The following is a 15574-nucleotide window of genomic DNA, read 5'->3' on the forward strand; positions in this document are numbered from 1 at the left end:
GAGCTGCAACGGCGCATCGCCCGCGGCTTCCGCAACCGCGACAACTACCGACTACGCATGCTCCTGATCGGCGGCGGACTCACCCACGACGAGCACCTACCCCCACCACAGGTCTGAAGAGCCCCATAACGAGGCAGCAGAAGAAAACCGCCCGTCAACGTCAAGCCCACAACACGGTCGCCCGGGACCGCGACTACCCTGGGCTGACGGCGACCAGCCGCTGCACCACCACGTTGCCTGGCGTGATCGTCTTACGGCAGGTCGATCCGCATCGCCTGCACATCGTTGTGGTCGCGACGCACGGCATGGGTGATGACGGCGCCTTGCAGCACCTCAGCAGGTTCGCTCCCAGGTCTGTGCCCGCTGCGGCGCGCTGGACCATAAGGCCGTGCACCCCTGGACTGTGCGGCGATATCGTGACGGGTATGGCGTCGATTGAGGTGGCAATCGAAGCAAGAGAGGTCGCCGCGGCACGACGGCTGTTCGGGCAGTATCGCCGCGCGGTAGAGGGCTACGCGTCCGCCGCGGACGTGTGTGCTTGATTCGACGATATGACCATGGAGCTGGTCCAGCTTCACTCGTTCTACGCCGCACCCGGCTTCCTGCTGCTCGCGCACGAAGATGGCGAGGCGGTCGGCTGCGTGGGGCTGCGTGCACTGGATGCAGCCCGCGGTGAGGTCCGACACCTCTTTGTCCGACCGGAGCACCGTGGTGGCGGCCTGGGCCGCCGATTGCTGGACCGCACGTCGGAGTTGGCTCGCGCTCATGGTCTTCGACAGTTGGTCCTGAACACCTTGGCCACGATGACCGCCGCTCGCGCCCTATACGACGCGGAGGGTTTCGAGCCGATCGAGCCCTACGTCGCGACACCCGTCGAAGGAGTCCTCTTCTTGGGTCGCGACCTGGACGTACGACACCACGGCACGGACGCGGCGGGCCAATAGACCGTCGTCCTGTGGGGATAGCTCGACGGGTCGCTCGTCTACGCTACGTCCGTGACGATGAACCCGCCGCTCGACGTGCGCCCGGTGAAGGATGATCAGTGGCAGTTAGTCGCCTGGCTGTGGCAGGCCTACCGCAACGACCTCGCGCCGGTGGTTAATGGGCTGCCGTACGCCGACGGCCGATATCAGACTCGGGAGCTGGATTCCTTCCCGCATGCGGGCGCGATCGGATATCTGGTGTGGCGGCCACACCCGAATACCGGCGAGGACGCGCCGATCGGGTTTGCTCTGGTGGACGGCCTCACCGACGCCCGGCGATCGATGCGAGCCTTCTGGGTTGCCTCACCAGCGCGCAGGGATCGCGTTGGACACCGGCTGGCCCTGGAGGTCATCAACCGGCACCCTGGCGACTGGACGATCGCCTTCCAGCACGACAACAAGGCAGCGATGGTGTTCTGGCGGCACGTTGCCGACGACGTGTTCGGGCCCGGTCGCTGGACCGAGCAGGAACGACCGGTCCCACACCGGCCGCACGTTCCGCCCGACCACTGGATCGAATCCTGCCCTTTGTCGAGTTGAACCATTTGACGATGGGCGAATTCAGGCGGTCGTTGCAACAGGGGGCGTTTCTGGGTCAAACAGTAGTCGTTGCAGGGCTTCGGCCGGGGTGATGCCGCCGAGAGTCTTGCGTGGCCGGTCGTTGAGCTCGGTGGCCACTTCGAGCAGCCGTTCGGCGGAGTGCACGGACAGGTCGGTGCTCTTGGGGAAATACTGACGCAGCAGGCCGTTGGTGTTCTCGTTGGATCCGCGCTGCCAAGGGGAGTGCGGGTCGCAGAAGTAGATCGCCATCTTCGTGGCCAGGGTGATCTGACGGTGCTGGGCCAGCTCGGTCCCCTGGTCCCAGGTCAGGGACCTACGCAGGTGCTCCGGCAGGGTCTTGATGGTGGCCTCCAGGCCATCACGCACAGCGATCGCGCCGTGCCCGTCGGGCAGGTGGACCAGCATCGTGAACCGGGTCTGACGCTCCACCAACGTGGCGATCGCCGAGCGGCAGTTCGACCCCAGGATGAGATCGCCTTCCCAGTGTCCGGGCACGGCCCGGTCGGCGATTTCCGCGGGCCGGTCACTGATCAAGATCATGTCCGGGATCTTCCCCGAAGGACCCTTGACGGTCGAGCGCCGCGGGCGGCGCACCGCACGACCGGTCCGCAGGTGTTGATGCAGGTCAGCGCGCAGATGACCACGACCTTGGACGTACAACGCCTGGTAGATCGTCTCGGGGCACACCCGCATCTCCGCCCGATCGGGGAACGTCCTGGCGAGGTGGTCACGGATCTGCTCCGGGCTCCAGTTCACGCACAACTTGGCCTGGACCTCGCCGGCCAGCTCGGCGTGCTCAAACTTACTCGTCTTGGGTCGCCGGGCGCGTAGCTCGGTGCGCTTCTGCGCCGCATACGGCGCGTACTTCCTGCGCCCCGGGCTGCTCGGTTCGGTCCCGTTGCGGGCCAGCTCGCGGCTGACCGTGCAGGCCGGGCGCCCGACCTGCCGGGCGATGGCCCGCACCCCGGTCCCGGCCAGGTGCAGGTCCGCGATGCGCAGCCGCTCCTCCAGGCTCAGGTACCGGCCCGAGGGCTCGGGCTTCTTCCGCGGAACCTGCCCGCCGGTCGCTTGGCGCCACCGGCGGCCAGTAAGTCGATTCACGCCGACAGCATCACAGGCCGCCTGCAGGGTCGACCCCTGGCCCATCAGCACCCAGAACCGGGCCTGCACCTCGATCATTTCCTTCTTCGAACGCACGTCGCACACCTCTCAAACAGAAGGGGTGTTGCAACGACCGATTGAGCTCGCCATGGGCCGCCGGCAACCGGGTCCGCCAAGTCCCCAAGCTGTTCTATGCAGTGCCACCATGGACTACCTGCCCGAGGCCGACCGGGTGCGGCTCGACCGTGCTCTTCTGCTCTTTCTTGGACTGCGGACTGAGCGAGCCGATCCGCAATTGGTGCAGGTGGTGAGTGGATTGTGTCCAGCGTGTCGGTGTCGCCGAGCGGTGTTTCGTTCGGTGAGTGTCTGTAGTCGTAGGCATCGCGCAGGGTGACACCGCCTGTGGGTTGCGGTGCCACACCGTTCGTGTCCTTGTTCGCGTTCGGCTCGGCGGTCGTGGCCTGCTTCTGCCGCCGGTCACCTCCGCCGTCAAAGCCCGACGGTGCGTGGATGACCGGCGCGCTGCTGACGAGTTGGACATCACGGCATGCTTCCTGACTTATCGCGGGAGTATTCCCATCAGTGTCAAGTGCGCCCCCGCCGGCAGGGGCGCCGTGCTGCCCGCGTCAACCAGGCCATCCGGCTGCACGGGTCGTCAAGTCCTGCCAAGAGACAATCTGCCCGAGACCGGCCAACCGGCACCTACCGATGAAGGGTAGCCGAGGGTGACCGGAGGACCTGGGTACGGGCCGCCGCCAGCTCCGGCACGTCCCGGCTGGGATGCACGGCATCCAGGTCAACCTGCCCCGCGCACTTGCGGACCTGCTCGACGCGCGGGTCGCACTGCTGCCGTAATCGATCGCCGGAACTGAGCTCAGTCGTCGTCGGGGTCGGTCGGCTCGGGGCAGCAGCGGTACTCCTGCGCCTTGTCCAGCAGCTCGATCTGACGAGCGAGGAGCTTGTTCTGCAGGTCCGCGCGCTCGAGCTCTAGGTGCACCTTCCGCTGCAGGTCCACTTCGCAGACGTTGCAGTCGTCCAGACTTCCCCTGACGATCACTCCTGCCGTCGGCAGCGCCGTCTCCCGCTCGAACCCGATCTCCTTCCTGATCCGCTCGGACACGTCGCGGGTCTCCTGATCAAGCAGCCCCTCCTCGATCAGGGCCTTCTCCACCTCCTCCAGGGCTGTATGGCGATCGTCCGCCGATATCGGGCTCTCAGGGATGCGTAGGCTCGTCGACGAGATGAGAGACGGGGCGGGCTGGCGTAGCTGCTCGGCCAGCCCGACCTTCGCGTAGAGCGCCACGCTCTGCAGTCCCCGATCCTCGGCTGTCAGCCGGGCGGTTGCCGTGGCCGGCAGCTCCTGCGGGATGCTGGCGATCCACCCGACCGAACGCAGTGGGTTGCCCGGCACTGGTGTCGGTGCCGCGGAGTCTATGACCCGCAGCCGGATCGAGACCAGCTCGAACGTCGTCGTCTCGCACTTGTCCAGCCGGTGGAAGACGAACGTCAACGCATGACACTGATTGGGATTGGCGAACTCTCGCGATGCGGACTCGAAGTGGTCCTCCGACTCGCCCTCCTGGTGGGTCCGGGTGGAGACCTCGCCCACCGACACCGCGTGCGCCGTGCGCGTTGCTTCCACCGATGTGCGTTCGGCGAGGGATGCGTGGGCGCTGTGCTCCCGTAGGTAGTCGGCAGTGGACGACGCGTTGTGACTGCCGCGGGCATTCGCGTCCGCGCTTGCCGACAGGAGGCCGATCGACCCGGACGCGTCGCCGTGGAAGTCCCACGCGCCCTGTTCGGTGGTGCTGGTCGAGCCGTTGTCGGTGCTGTTCTGATCGGACATCACGGCGCGGAAGGCGGACATCCGGTACTGCTCCTCGGACAGCTGCTCGCTGCGGTGGGACAGTTGGCTCTCACTGTCGAAGCTGAACCGGCTGCGCCGATCCGTCGTGGCCAGGCGCACCTTCTCGCCGGGCAGCAGGGTCGTGCTGTAGATCGGTGGGCCCAGCGTCAACGGCCCGGACGCGCGCGTGAACCGCGTGTGCAATGCCACCTCGACGTCGATCGCTCGCCCGTCTGTGCCACGTGTGCTGGTCGGGAATACCAGCCGGCGGCGCATGTCCAGCACATCCCGGTGCTCACAATCGATCAGGGCAAGTGCGCACGAAGTCGTATCAGTCGAATCGGATTGGTGGTCTTTCCGGGTGTCACTCATGGTGGTATCTCCTTGCCAAGGGCCGGGCGCGTGATCGCCGAGGAAGGGCCTGTACCAGACACCATGACGGCGCCGGAGTCGCTAAACATCCCCCAGGTGGGGGACGTCCGGCAGTGGACGCGGTCGAGTCTGCTTTCACGCCTGACGCGGTCGTGGTGGCGTGCGGCACCTGTTCGGTGCGCTGGATCTGGGCACCGCGCGGATGCTCTACTGGTTTCCCGACCGTAACCGCTGGCAGGAGTCCCCGGAGTTTCTGCGGCAGTTGCGCCGTCGCCCGGCCGGGAAGCTCTGTGCACGTGAGGCGGCCGGACTCCCGATCGAGGGAGTCCGGCCGCTGGCAGTGCCGCGAGTCAGAGCGGCAACGCGGGCAGCACCTCCTTGGCGAGGGCCTCCGCTCCCGCGGCCAGGTCATGGAAGTCGTAGGTCAGATGGATCTGCTCCTCGGTGCCCTGGAAGACCACGTCCGCGTCGAGAGTCACCGACCCGCCGGAGGTTGCGTCCAACGTGCCGGTGAAGGATGCCGTCCGCACGTCGAGCAGGCTGTCCAGACCGTGCGCGGCGATGTAGGCGCTGACCGCGGCGACATCGCCGATGGCCACGTTCAGCTGTGTCAGCGCCGCGTTAGCGGCCTGGAGCACCATGGTGGCGGTGCCGAGCTGCTGCTGGAAGCCGGTCAGCGCCTGGCTCGCTACCGAGATGGCTGCGGCGGTCACCTGCTGTGCCGCGGCGAGGGCGCTCTGCGCAGTCTGCAGTGCCAGCTGCGCCGTTGCCTGTCCGCCCTGCAACGCCAGGATGCGCGGGTCCTGATCGATCGGGTAGCTCGCCTGGGCGGCCAGTGCTGCGTTGACTGCCTGCTGCGCGAGCTGCAGGACGCCGTTCGCGGCGGCCAACGAGCCGCGTAGAGCCTGGATCGACAGCTCGAGCCCGGCGACCTGGGTGCCGCGCCAGCCGACCTCGGCACCGAGTTCGGTCCAGCCCCACGCCCTGTCGTACCAGGCCAGGTTGTTGTACCAGTTGTTCCACCAGGCGATCTCGCCATTCAACTGGTCGATCTGCGCCTGCTGACCGTTCACCTGGCCGCTGAGCGTGTTGACCGAGTTCTGCGCAGCGGCGAGCTTCTGCTGCAGGTCAGTCAGCTGCGCGGCAGCGGCATCCCGCTGGGCCTGAATCTGAGCCTGCGTAGTGCCGATCTGCGCGTCAATCGCTCCCAGGGCCTGCTGGGCCTGGGTCACCCTCGCGGACAGCTCCTGCAGCTGGGTCTGGGCATCCGCCTGCGCGCTCGCCAGGTCGGCCTGCGCGGATTGCACCGAGGCAGAGAACCGCTGCACGTCCACCTGGGCCGCGGAGACGCCCTGCTGGGCGGCGGCGATCCGGGCTTGCGCGTCGGCCCCGGCCCGCTGCAGCACCGCAGCCGCCCGCCTGGCCAGGTCCGAGAGGAAGTCCTGCTGCAGGTCGGCGTGCACCATGAAGCCCGCTCCCGACTGCAGGTTGCCGCCGTAGCTGTGCACGTTAGCAGAGAACAGCTCGAAGACCCTTCCGCCACAACGGAAGTCGAAGCCGGAGTCGGACAGCGACACCGAGGCGCCCGCGGTCACGCCGAGCAGGTTGACCTGACCGTCGAAGGCGATCTTCGGCACTGCGGTGGCGGTCACCTCGATGTCCAGGTCCGGACCGTCCTTCGGGTCCGTGCCGGTCAGGGAGAAGACGTCCCCGACGACCACGGGGGACAGGGATCCCTTCGCCTTGATCCCGTTCTGCTGGTCGACCTCGACGTCGGCCGTGGCGGTGAACCCGGCGACGTGCAGGGTGCCGCCGACGCGCAGACCCTGCTTGTAGTTGAGGGCACCGATCGATGTGTCCTGCGGCACGACATACAGGTCCACGTTCTCCAGCGAGACGCCGGCCAGCGTGCCCTGGACGTCGCTCGGGATGTCCGCTGTCACCTCGGTCGGGCAGAACGTCTCGACGACGTCCATGAGCGACAGGTGGTTGAACGCCACGATGAGCACACTCTGGGCCGGGTTCTGGGAGTTGAACGAGACGGCCGCGTTGCCCTGGAACGCACCGACGGTCAAGCCGGCCGCGATGCCGATCGACGGGACGCCCTCGAAGTCGGATCCGATCTGCAGGGAGACGTCGGTGAGGGCGATGCCCTTGGCGCCGAACGGGTCCCGCCAGGTGCCCTTCATGGTGGCGAAGAAGGAGATGCCGTTGGGCACGACGCTCACGCCGCCGATGAACTCCAGTCGGCTGGAGTCGATGGTCACGGCGACGGCGCCGGACACCGAGATCGACACGTTCTCCGGGTCCGGGTGCAGGGCAAACTTCGCATCCTTCAGGACGACGCCGTCGGTGATGGTGATGTCGCCGACACCGGCGTCGAGCTCCAGGTCCGCCAGCGACGGGCCGATCTGAGCCTTCACGTCCAGGTGCGCCTCGCCGAGGAACTTGTCGGCCCCGAGCCCGGACAGGTCGAGCCGGCCGTCCAGGACCACGCCCTCGCTGACGCCCGTGCCTGCCTCGGGTTGAAGCTCGTCGAAGGTGAACGTGGTGTCGTCGAATGATGAGATGACGATGAGCGCATCGGGCAGGTGAACGGTGTCCAGTCCGGTCAGCGCGGGGGACAGCGAGGAGAACCGGTAGTCGTCGTCCAGCTCGATGCCGAGGGCGAAGCCCCAGGACGTTCCCTTGCGGACCACCGCCTGTACTCGCTTGAAGCCCGGGCCAGTCGCGGCGAAGGACAGCTCTGCCTTGTCGACGTCGATGGCGAGCACCACGTCGGTCAGGGTCAGCGCGACAAGCTCAGGCGGCAGGGTCAGGGCGCCGACGCTCGCGGCGCCGACCACATCCTCGATGAGAGCGAACGGTGCCGCCGTGTCGATGGTGGCGTGCAGCGTGAGTCCGCCCGGCACGGCATACGTGACCGGGACGTTCACTCCGGCCAGCTGCACTGTCCCGGACACAGACCCGGTGGATCCCGCCTTCGTGCGGTCGAATGCCACCGCGAGCTGTCCGACCGAGATCCCGTCCGGACCCACCGGAACCCGCCACTGGGTCGGCGACGTGGCCGTGAAGGAGACCGCCGAGCCGTCCAGCGCGGCGTCCAGTGCGCAGCCGGACAGGGCAAGGTCCGGCAGACTGCTGGGCACGCTGAGCCCGTATGCCGTGGCGACCGCCGACGCGCTCAGCGTCGCTCCCGCGGCGAGGCCGGCGTGCAGTGACCACGCGGCGGCACCCATCGCCGCGGGGTCGCGCGAGATGGCCAGGGTCACGCCTGCACCGGCAAACGTGGCGGTGCCGGTAATGTCGATCCCGGTCCCGTCGGCAGTGCGGGTGAGCGCGACGTTCACGGCGAATTTGTCGAGTTCAACACCTCCCGGTGCCCATGAGGGGACGGCGTCCACGGTGAGGTCGCAGCCGGCGAGTCGGTGCCCGGCCAGGTCGACGCTGACGCCGATGCTCGCGATCGCGGCCGGCGAGATGGCCTGCACCAGTGCGGGCGGGAGCGTAGCGAGGGGGTCGGCGGCCCCGGCTGCGGCGATGAGTGCACCCAGCGTGACCTGATGGAGGTCGGCCCGCACCTGGGCGGGCGAGCCGTCCGCTGGGGGCGTGACCTGCACGGCGAGACTGGTTGAGCCGACGGTCAGGGTGCCGGCGGTGCCCTGCACCTGCAAGGAGAGCCAGGAGACTCCGGGCAGCGTGTAGGCGGTGCCGGGCACCGTCGGCAATGGGGCGGCGATCGGGGCGGGCATGGTTGTGGTCATGGCTGGATTCCCTTCCAGGAGAACGCTCAGTCGAGGTGACCGGGCTGATGGGATCCACGATCCGCCGAAGTTCGCCCGGAGCCGATGGTGCCGGCACGCCTCCTTGGACGGGGTTGCCCGCACCCCGTCGCGGGGGTGCTGGCACCCCCTCCCGTGACATTTGTCGGGGCGAAGTGATGACACAGGGCATCCCGTAGGAACGGCCGGCCGGCGGAGTATGAAACGGAGGCGGAACAGAGGTGGTGCCGTGGAGCGGACCGATCATGAGCAGATCGCCCGCGCGCTGCGGGAGCACCCGGCACGAAAGGGCCTGGCCTTCAACGTTGCGGTGACGATCTTCGCCTTCGCCGCCTTGTCAGCAGGTGTGGCGGTGGTGGGCAGCACAGATCCGAAAGTGTTGCTGTACAAGGACTGCGCCGGAACGGCGCTGATCGGTGTGGTGTTCGGCTTGTCGGGTGTGCTGATGCCGCGCCCGGTGGTCAGCGGCATCTGGGCGGTGGTCTACCTCCTCCAGCCCGGTGGCACGGCAGTGATCATCGCGTCCACGACCTTCTCGACGGCATACAACTGGGACCGGATTCTGCCGATCCTCGCGTTCGCCGCGGCAATGGTCTGGACGGTGCTCATCATCCGCCACGGCCGACGCGTGGGGCGTCAGGCGGCAACGGCAGGTGATGGGAGAAGTCGCCCCGCCTGAACGAGTCGGCGTCGCAATTTTCCGCCCGACCCTTCCTCGAGATCGCATTATCTGGTCGTATTTCGCGATTTCGGGCGAGATGATGCGATGTCGTGCGAGCGTCGCCGATTCACCACGCGAGAACCAACCAGACGCATTGTGCTTTTCAGAGGCAACAGACGTGGTGCAGGTCTTGCGCCGCGTGACGCACTGGGGGGAGGGCTCTTGTGGTCCACCAGAGCTGAGCCGCACCCCGTCGAAGGGGTCGCAGCCATCTTCGTGTCGGTCGTGGTCATGAGATCCGGATAGGCGTTGGTGGGTTCGTACTTCGCGAGGCTCTCCGGGATGGAGTTGCCGATCAGCATGACCGAGTGACGCTGCGGCAGTGGGGCGTATGCCGGTGCGGCAGGAGGCCGGCCACCGCGCCGATGAGTAGCTCGAAGGCTCGCGTGTCCGTGCCGTAGTAGACCCGGCTGGGGTCGGCGGCGGGGATGTAGAGCGCCCCCATGCGCCATACGGACAAGGCTGCGAGCACCGCGAGGACCCCCGCCACGACGTATCGCTGCCGTTGGGACCCAGCCGTCGCGTCGTCGTCAGCAGGGAGGTGATGAGGAAGCCGGAGAGCACGAAGAACAGGTCGACACCCAGCCAGCGGCCCGGTGCCTGGCACCCGAGCCGCTCTCCTCACTGTGGCGGGGTCGACGGGAGCCGACGTACCGGCCAGTAGACATACCCAGGTACAGGGCGGATAGTATGCCGCGCATGCCTGTGGATGCCCCTGAGACCCGGACCCTGATCCATCTGCGCACGGGGAGCAAGATCTGTGTGATGGTGGCGACCTGCCTGATTGCCGTCGCGATCTACTACTACTTCGTGCCGGTAAGCGTTCAGACCTCGTCCGGCGGTGTCTTCGAGTGTGGCTCCGCCGCCCACCCGCCGACCTCGTCGTTTCAGAAGAGCGTCTGCGAGGAGGTCACCCATGTCGACCTCTACCGAACGTATCTCTTCGCAGCCCTCGGCATCCTGACCGCAGCGCTCGGGTGCTGGTTCTTCGGCGTCGACCGAACGGTCGAGGAGCGCCCGGCGCGAGTGCCCAGGGACGCGTTCGATGGTGACGACGATGCACCGTTCCGTCGTCGTGCGGCTGAGCGCAGCCGACGTCATGTAAGCACCGCCTGGGACGACGACGACCTCGAGGATGACCGGCCGGCTCGTCGACCGCGCGGTGACGACGATGAGGACGAGGTGCGCCGTCCCCGTCGGCGCGCGGTCGTCGAACCCGAAGACTGAGTGGAGCGGAGCGCGCCTATCCGTGGTGGTCGAGTGGATAGGCGTTGACAAGGGTGCACTTCGGACTCGATTCACCGAGACTACGTATGCCCCGAAGTCGTGGCCGGTTCGCGGCCATCGACGGATACCGCGGGCTGTTCGTCATCCTTGTGATGCTCTATCACTTCGGGGTGGCCGCGCTCGCCGGCGGCTGGGTCGGGATCAACCACTTCTTTGTCTTCTCGGGTGCCCTGATCACGCGCATGCTGGTCAAGGAGCACAGCCTGACCGGCCGCGTCGCCGCCAGACGGTTCTATGTCCGGCGGGTACGCCGGATCGTCCCCCCGATGCTGGTGCTCGTCATCGCCGTGCTGATCCACACGGCACTCTTTCAGTCCGCCGTCCTGAAAAGGCAGTTCGGTGGCGACGCATTTGCCACTCTCGGGTTCTTCTTGAATTGGCGACTGATCAGCCGAGGCGACTCCTACTTCGACCTGTTCGGCCAGGTGTCTCCGTTGCGGCATGCGTGGACCCTCGCGGTCGAGGAGCAGTTCTACGTGCTGGCGCCGTTCCTGATCCTGGCTATCTGCACCTTCGCGATCCGAAGGGGCCGTCGTGCGACGGTGGCCCTGTCACTGGCAGCCCTCTCGGCGTTGTGGACGGCGCACATCGGCTACCACGGCGTTGTGAGCCAGGCGCGCCTGTACTACGGGACGGACACCCGCGCGCAAGCCCTACTCGTCGGAGTGGCCATCGGGCTGCTGCTCGGAGTCGACCGGTCAGGCCGCGAACCGGCCCATCTGAGCCGGTCGGCCACACACCTCCTCGCCTGGGTCGGGCTGCTGGTCTCGCTGTCCGCGATCTTCGTGCTCAGTCCGACGAGCGCCTGGGTCTACAACAAGGGCGGAATGCTGTTGTTCGCCCTCGGCGCGGGGCTCATGAGCTTCGCGGCGATCGACGAACGCGGCCTGCTGATCAACCGGCTCTTCGGATGGCCACCACTGGTCTACCTCGGACGAATCTCCTACGGCCTGTACCTCTATCACTGGCCGATCCACCTCTGGTTGCCGATGCACGCCCTTCCGGGGCTGGTGTCCGGAGCGATTCAGCTCCTGATCACGCTCGTTGTGGCATCGCTGTCGTTCAGGCATCTCGAACTGCCGATCATGATGCACGGGCTCCGAGGAATCGTCTCCAGCGCTCGGATTCGCCGGACCGTGCCGATGGCGATTGTCGCGGCGACGATGGCCGGCAGTCTGGCCCTGTGGCAGGGCACGTCGACCTCGCTGGCCACGGTGCCGCCGCTGCGAACCGATCAGCCGGCGTACCGAGCCGGCAGCCAACAGGTGCCGTTTGCGCTGGTCGGCGGCTCGGTGGCCGCATCGCTGGTCCTGGGCTGGTTGCCGGGCCATTACCGGGACGAGCACCTGGACAACAAGACCCTGCTGGGTTGCGACCTGATCGATGCCCCCATGATTCACGACGGCCACGTGGCGACGAGCCCGGCGCCGTGCAATCGCTGGCGCGATGGGTGGCCTGCTCACGTCAAGACGGCAGGGGACAAGACCGTCGTGGTGGTGGCGGCCGAGCAGTTCCTTGTCGCGCACCGGACCTCGCAGGGAACCGTTGAGCCGGGCAGTGCCGGCATGAGCGCACTGATCAGCCATACGCTGACCGCCATGTGGCACAACGCTCAGAAGGCAGGTGCTTCCAGGATGGACGTGGTGAACATTCCCTGCCGGCGGATCGACCGACAGCTGTTGGCCCCGTCGCTGCAGTTCTATGCGGCTCTCGGCAGCAGTGACACGCTTGTCGACTGGGCCAACGCCACCATCCGCAGGTGGGTGGCAAATACGAAGGGAGCCGCCCTGCTCGATCTGCACCACCAGCTGTGCGCCGACGGGTACCACTCGACCATTCACAAGGTCGACCTCTATCACGACACCGTGCACTTCGCTCCTCGCGGAGCGGCCATGGTCTGGACCTGGCTGGCTCCCGCAATTCGTGACAACGCTCCTCACGCATCTACCACCAGAGGTTGAACCATGGACACCAGTGCTTTCTTCGCCCGGCTCGAGGCCGCATTCCCGGCAGATCCGCAGGACTGCGACCCGATCGACCCGCAGTGGCAGACGATCGTTGCTGACGTCTCCGGGTTCACGGCGCGTAACGAACTTGCCGTGCTCAACCTCGCCGCGACCTGTATGCCGAGCTCCGAGGCCTATCTGGAGGTCGGCACCTATAAGGGCCGGTCCATCTGCGCCGCGGTGCAGAACAACGTTGACAAGAGGTTCTACGCGGTCGAGAACTTCCTTGAGTTCGGGATGGCGGGGCAGCTCGCGCGTGACGAACTGACGAGCAATCTGGAACGTTATGCGGCTGGTTCGGATATACGGCTGGTTGAAGGCGACTGCTTCAAGTTCATGAGCCGGCCCGGAGCGATCGACCGCCCCGTTGGCGTGTACTTCTACGACGGGGAGCACACCCTGCTGGCCCACTACCTCGCGCTCGCCGTCGTGGAGCCGCTGCTTGCGGACGAGGCGCTCGTCCTGGTGGACGACGCAACGTGGCCGATGGTGGGTCGCGCGCACGCGCTCTTCATGCGGACCCATCCAGGGTGGCGCGTGCAAGCCACCTGGGATGCCCGGCAGGTGGAGGATCCCCGGTGGGCGAATGGCTTGCACGCCTTGGTCTTCCATCGAGTAGCAGACCGACCTCGGACGCGGCGGGTCGATGAGGTGCTCCGGCTTTATGAGACCGGCGTGCAGCGTCACCTCAACAAGGCCGCATGGCGTTGTGCTGCCCACGTTCCCGAACCCGCCAAGGACGTCGTTCGAGCGTTCATGGCACGTTCGAGAGCAATCGGCACCGACGCACGTCGACCACCAACTAGCAAGGGCTGAAAACCAATGGACACCAGTGCTTTTCTCAGTCACCTGACGGCCGTCTTCCCGGGCGATCCGCAGGATACCGACCCCGTCGACCCCAGTTGGACAGCAATGACCGACGAGGTCGCCGGCTACACCGGGCCGAACGAGCTGGCGGTGCTGCAGGCTGCCGCCGCGGTTCTGCCCGACGGTGAGGCCTACCTCGAGGTGGGCACCTACAAGGGGCGTTCGGTCTGCGCCGCGGCGCAAGGCAATGCCGACAAGACGTTCTATGCGATGGAGAACTTCCTGGAGTTCGGCATGACCGGGCAGCAGGCACGAGACGAGCTGATGGGCAATCTTGAACGGCATGCCGGAGGCGCCAACGTCCATCTGCTGGAAGGGGACTGCTTCACATTGATGGCAGACCGCTCGGTCATCGACCGTCCGGTCGGGGTGTACTTCTACGACGGCGAGCACACCCTGCTGTCGCACTATCTTGCCCTCGCCGTGGCGGAGCCGCTGCTCGCCGATGAGGCCCTGGTGCTGGTGGACGACGCCAGCTGGCCGCTGGTGCAGCGTGCGCACCGGCTCTTCCTGAAGCGCCATCCGGGATGGCAGGTCGTCGCGACCTGGGATGCGCGCGAGGCCAACGACCCGCGGTGGGCGAACGGGCTGCACGCGCTGGTCTTCCGTAGGCCGAGCTCGCGACACGCTCAGCGGCTGAGCCGGACGGACGAGGTCCTGCGGATCTACCAGACTCGGGTCCAGGACCGGCTCAACACCGTTGCGTGGAAGGCCGCCGACCGTTTTCCGGGCTTCTTCAAGGGTGCGGCAAAGGTCGTCCTGTCACGTTCGCGGGCTATCGGCGACGATGAACGCTGAGTCCTCGCCCAGATCGACGCGGGCCTGGTGTCGGAGGATGACCCGGACCAGCCCGACGAGGGCGATCAGCACCGCACCGGTCGAGCACACGGCCACGATCTGACCAGCATTGTTGTGCCAGAACAGCGTGATCGCAAGCACTTCGAGGACGATGACGACCCAGGTGAGTGCGCCGAGCAGCCCCTGGTTTGAACCCATCTCGGAGAAGAGCCACACCTGCGCGAGGGCCCAGGCGATGCCCAGGCCCACGCAGGCCAGGGCGAGTTGGCCGAAGCCCTTGAACTCCACCCCTCCGGCGATGGTGATCCACAGCGACGGAGAGGTCGCGACGACGGCAAAACCGGTCACTCCGATCGCCACGACGAGCCCGCTCGCCTTGAGCAGCGTGCGTGCGGCGTCCTTGCTGTGCATCCGCGGCACGATCATGAGGGCAATGAACTGGGTGCCCCAGCAGATTGCCCGCCCGAAGGTGGAGGCGAGGGCGTAGCCTCCCGAGTCGTGCGTCGACAGGAAGTGGCGGGCCAGCAGCACATCGACGTTGGTCAGCACGATGTAAGCCGCGAGCGTGCTGTTGGAGCGCACCAGCTCCCGAGCCAGACCGTGCCCGGTGAAGGGGAGCCGACGGATCTGGGCGCGGCACAGCCACGCGCCGGTGAGCATGGTGGCCGTTGCGGCGGTCAGCATCGCGGCGAACACCTGGGTCACCCCCCAGCCCAGGCCGGCGGAGATCGCGGCCGCGATCAGCCGAGTCAAGGCGGTCATCACGTAGAGCACCGACAGCGCACGTATCCGGTGACCGCCAAGGAGAACCCCCTGGAAGCAGCCGGTCAGCAGCATCGGCACGAGCATGCCGCCGAGGAGCACCGCGGCCCACGCCGACGGGAGATGGAAGGTGTGCGCCAGTGCGGGAGAGACCGCGCATGTCAGCGCGAAGAGCCCGAGCCCGGCGGTGAGTGCCAGGCGTAGACCGTTGGTGGGATCCAGCGTGTCGCCCGTGCGTCCCGACAGCCTGCGCGCGATCACCACCTGGAAGGCGCCGGCCGGGATGGCGAGCATCACGCCATACGTGCTGAGCGCGCTGTAGCCGCCGAAGTCGGACGGCCCCAAGGACCGTGACAGCAGCAGCACCATGACGTAGCCGAGGACGTTGGCCGACCCCATCGCGACCCCGAGCAGCAGACCGAGAGCTGTGCTCGGTGCGGCCGTGTCGGAGGCCGGCTTCGGTGCGCTCACAGGGGCCTCATAGGTTG

At 67.1% G+C, this 15574-nt stretch carries 12 protein-coding genes; 7 read left to right on the forward strand and 5 right to left on the reverse strand.

The window, feature by feature from the left end:
- Positions 1–557: 557 nt before the first annotated feature.
- Positions 558–944 carry a GNAT family N-acetyltransferase gene (locus FGL98_RS06760; RefSeq protein WP_186526022.1) on the forward strand — a complete coding sequence of 129 codons (387 nt, stop codon included), beginning with the start codon at positions 558–560 and terminating at the stop codon, positions 942–944.
- Between the two features lie 51 nt (positions 945–995).
- Positions 996–1523: a GNAT family N-acetyltransferase gene (locus FGL98_RS06765; RefSeq protein ID WP_146315982.1), complete on the forward strand. Its 528-nt coding sequence runs from the start codon at positions 996–998 to the stop codon at positions 1521–1523.
- Between the two features lie 21 nt (positions 1524–1544).
- On the opposite strand, the gene FGL98_RS06770 is transcribed toward FGL98_RS06765, so the two are convergent.
- The 3 genes from FGL98_RS06770 to FGL98_RS06780 all read right to left on the reverse strand — a co-directional run bounded on the left by FGL98_RS06770 (position 1545) and on the right by FGL98_RS06780 (position 8627).
- The gene (locus FGL98_RS06770) at positions 1545–2723 is read right to left on the reverse strand and encodes an IS30 family transposase (protein ID WP_425460986.1); all 1179 of its coding nucleotides are present in this window, start codon (positions 2721–2723) and stop codon (positions 1545–1547) included.
- 796 nt (positions 2724–3519) lie between these two features.
- A complete protein-coding gene (locus FGL98_RS06775; protein WP_146315983.1) occupies positions 3520–4863 on the reverse strand; it encodes a hypothetical protein in 1344 nt (447 codons plus the stop codon).
- 350 nt (positions 4864–5213) lie between these two features.
- Positions 5214–8627: a hypothetical protein gene (locus FGL98_RS06780; RefSeq protein ID WP_146315984.1), complete on the reverse strand. Its 3414-nt coding sequence runs from the start codon at positions 8625–8627 to the stop codon at positions 5214–5216.
- A 247-nt stretch (positions 8628–8874) separates the two neighbouring features.
- Here FGL98_RS06780 and FGL98_RS06785 point away from each other — a divergent pair, with 247 nt between their 5' ends.
- Positions 8875–9324, forward strand: coding sequence for a hypothetical protein (locus tag FGL98_RS06785; protein WP_146315985.1), 450 nt, complete (start codon positions 8875–8877; stop codon positions 9322–9324).
- Between the two features lie 337 nt (positions 9325–9661).
- Here FGL98_RS06785 and FGL98_RS06790 read toward each other — a convergent pair whose 3' ends face one another.
- Positions 9662–9856, reverse strand: coding sequence for a hypothetical protein (locus FGL98_RS06790; protein ID WP_146315986.1), 195 nt, complete (start codon positions 9854–9856; stop codon positions 9662–9664).
- A gap of 209 nt (positions 9857–10065) precedes the next feature.
- Between FGL98_RS06790 and FGL98_RS06795 the strand changes: the two genes are divergently transcribed.
- The 4 genes from FGL98_RS06795 (at position 10066) to FGL98_RS06810 (ending at position 14324) form a co-directional block, all read left to right on the forward strand.
- Complete coding sequence (locus FGL98_RS06795) at positions 10066–10593, forward strand: hypothetical protein (protein WP_146315987.1); 528 nt, start codon at positions 10066–10068, stop codon at positions 10591–10593.
- An 86-nt stretch (positions 10594–10679) separates the two neighbouring features.
- Positions 10680–12614 carry an acyltransferase family protein gene (locus FGL98_RS06800; protein ID WP_146315988.1) on the forward strand — a complete coding sequence of 645 codons (1935 nt, stop codon included), beginning with the start codon at positions 10680–10682 and terminating at the stop codon, positions 12612–12614.
- 3 nt (positions 12615–12617) lie between these two features.
- On the forward strand, positions 12618–13475 hold the full coding sequence (locus FGL98_RS06805; protein ID WP_146315989.1) for a class I SAM-dependent methyltransferase: 858 nt from the start codon (positions 12618–12620) through the stop codon (positions 13473–13475).
- Positions 13476–13481: 6 nt separating this feature from the next.
- The gene (locus FGL98_RS06810; RefSeq protein WP_146315990.1) at positions 13482–14324 is read left to right on the forward strand and encodes a class I SAM-dependent methyltransferase; all 843 of its coding nucleotides are present in this window, start codon (positions 13482–13484) and stop codon (positions 14322–14324) included.
- On the opposite strand, the gene FGL98_RS06815 is transcribed toward FGL98_RS06810, so the two are convergent.
- Positions 14289–15557: a lipopolysaccharide biosynthesis protein gene (locus FGL98_RS06815; RefSeq protein ID WP_146315991.1), complete on the reverse strand. Its 1269-nt coding sequence runs from the start codon at positions 15555–15557 to the stop codon at positions 14289–14291. The genes FGL98_RS06810 and FGL98_RS06815 overlap by 36 nt on opposite strands.
- Positions 15558–15574 lie beyond the last annotated feature (17 nt).

This window comes from Leekyejoonella antrihumi, from assembly GCF_007845645.1.
Lineage (GTDB): Bacteria > Actinomycetota > Actinomycetes > Actinomycetales > Dermatophilaceae > Leekyejoonella > Leekyejoonella antrihumi.